We start from the raw sequence: 2,122 nt of genomic DNA, 5'->3' as shown, positions 1-2,122 counted from the left end.
CCAGCGGCGGCATGAGCTGCAGCCAGGGCCGGGCGAGACCGCCGGTCATGATGTCGTCGGCGAAGATCTCGTGGTTGTAGCCGTCGAAGATCCGGAACAGCGGCCGGGTGATGGTGACGCTGCCGGATGTCTGCGGGGGCCGGAACTCGTTGACGGCGGGACGGGTGTTCACGGCCGTGGACAGGGCCTTGAGCCGGCGTTCCATCTGGTTGAGCCGGTCGATGATGTCCTCGGGCAGCTGGGGCATCAGGCCTCCTCGAGGTAGAGCTCGGCGGTGTCGGGGCGGCCGCGCTCCGGCGGGGTGATCTTGGCGCCGACGATGCGGTAGCGGGCGTCGAGGCCCTGGGAGTACCACTCGTCGGTGATCCGGATGCGGGCGACGCGGCCGAGGAGCGCCGGCGGGACGATCCCGCCGAGGTGGATGCTGATCGAGGGGATCACCACGGCGCCGCGGGACTGCGCGAGTTCCGTGGCGGCGACCGAGTCGAGCGCGAGCGGGTCGGTGACCTCGTTGTGGTCCGAGGACAGGTCGATCAGCGGCCAGCCGTCCGCGAGCAGGTCGCTGGCGTACTGCTGGGTGGAGTAGATCGGCCGGGACTCGGCGGCGGCGTTGGCGTTGGTGGAGGCGCCGCGGGCGAGGGCGGTGGTGCCGCCGCGGGTCGCGTCGTACGGGAAGGAGTACGACAGGATGACGCCGGGCCGGTCGAAGATCAGGTCGGTCGCGCCGGTGACGATCTTGGGCTCGCCGATCCGGAGCTGTCGGATCCGCCGCCCGGTGACCGGGTCGCGGTAGACCATGATCTGGTGCTCGAAGCCGTTCTCCGTGGCGGCGAGCTGGTCGAGCGCCTCCAGGTAGACGGTCTCGTCGCCCTTGCGCCACGAGGCCGTCTTCTGGAACTTGGGGATCTCGTCGCCGAACGTGATCCCGAGCCGGCGGGGTTCCTCGCCCTCGGGGGCGTCGGGATAGGTCTGGACGTCGAGTTCGCGCCACAGCCGGCGGGCGATCTCCACCTGGTCGGTGGGGGTGTTGTACGTGATGTCGGTACGGATGCGGCGGCGTCCGGCGTACGAGTCGAAGGTGGCGGCCTGGATGCCGAGGGTCAGCACCCCGCGGCCGCTGGACTGCAGGGTGCTGGTCCAGACGATGCCGCCCCACCACAGGTCGCCGCCGCGCTCCAGATAGACCGCGGTGCGGCCCTCCCGGACCTTCTTGACGCGGTCGGCGATGGCCTTGTCGGGGATGGGGATCGTGCCGGAGAGCGAGCCGGCCTTGCCGATGTAGTCGTCGAACGAGACGTCCCGCAGGGGGAGGATGTCCAGCGTCTGGTCGGTGAGCAGGTCGCAGAAGATCGCCCGGTAGGGCGTGTCGATTGCCATCGAGGGCCCCCTTACAGGACGTAGGTGGCGGTGATGCGGATGTTCCGGCCGGCGGTCAGGACGCCGTTGGCGGACCAGGTGCGCACATGGACGTTGCCGTCGGTGTTGAAGGTGAAGGAGCCCTGGCCGTAGAAGTCGGTGCCGGTGGCCTCGTAAGGGAACGAGGGGCGCCAGCCCGCGGGCAGGGTGCACAGGAGTTCGTCGGGGCTGAGGTTGCCCGCGGTGGTCGCGGTGAGGTCGGGGCCGTTGCGGGTCACCGTCACGGACACGGTGGCCACGCCGCGGGTCCTGCGGCCGGCGAAGCCCACCAGCGTCCAGCCGGCGGCCGGGGTCGCGCCCGTGCCGGTCGTCTCGACCTCGACCGGCGGCTGGTAGGCGACCCAGGCGGTGCCGTTCCAGCGCTGGAGCTGGCCGCCGTTGTAGTCCCGGTACTGGCCGGGGTAGCTGCCGGTGGTGATCGTGCCGCTGGGCGCGATGCCGCCGATCTCCTTGGGGTAGGCGACCCAGGCGGTGCCGTCCCAGCGCTGGAGGAAGTGGGCGTTGTCGTTGTCCTGGTACTGGCCCGGGTAGGCGCCGGCCACGCCCGCGTTGTTGTAGACGGGCAGGATGCCGCCGGAGGAGACGGTCGTGGTGCGCAGGTCGGTGGAGGCGCCGCCCGCTCCCTGACCCTGTTCACGGTCAAGGTGAAGAAGGGCGCCTCCGCCGGCACCGGCGGCATCGACTGGGCGGGCGGCGCCTCCACCGA

At 71.1% G+C, this 2,122-nt stretch carries 1 protein-coding gene and 2 pseudogenes; all 3 read right to left on the bottom strand.

Features of this window, described 5'->3' with window-relative positions:
- Positions 1-247 (bottom strand): annotated as a pseudogene (locus tag CCN56_RS38285) (hypothetical protein); the annotation flags it as partial.
- A complete protein-coding gene (locus tag CCN56_RS38280) occupies positions 247-1,377 on the bottom strand; it encodes a hypothetical protein (RefSeq protein WP_086832259.1) in 1,131 nt (376 codons plus the stop codon). The gene CCN56_RS38280 and the pseudogene CCN56_RS38285, both read right to left, overlap by 1 nt.
- Before the next feature lie 11 nt (positions 1,378-1,388).
- Positions 1,389-2,122: pseudogene (locus CCN56_RS38275) on the bottom strand (hypothetical protein); the annotation flags it as partial.

Origin of the sequence: Streptomyces sp. NRRL B-24572, from assembly GCF_002156145.1 — a bacterium.
Lineage (GTDB): Bacteria > Actinomycetota > Actinomycetes > Streptomycetales > Streptomycetaceae > Streptomyces > Streptomyces vietnamensis.
Note: the sequence above shows the minus strand (reverse complement) of the source record. Positions and strands in the feature narration are given on the sequence as shown.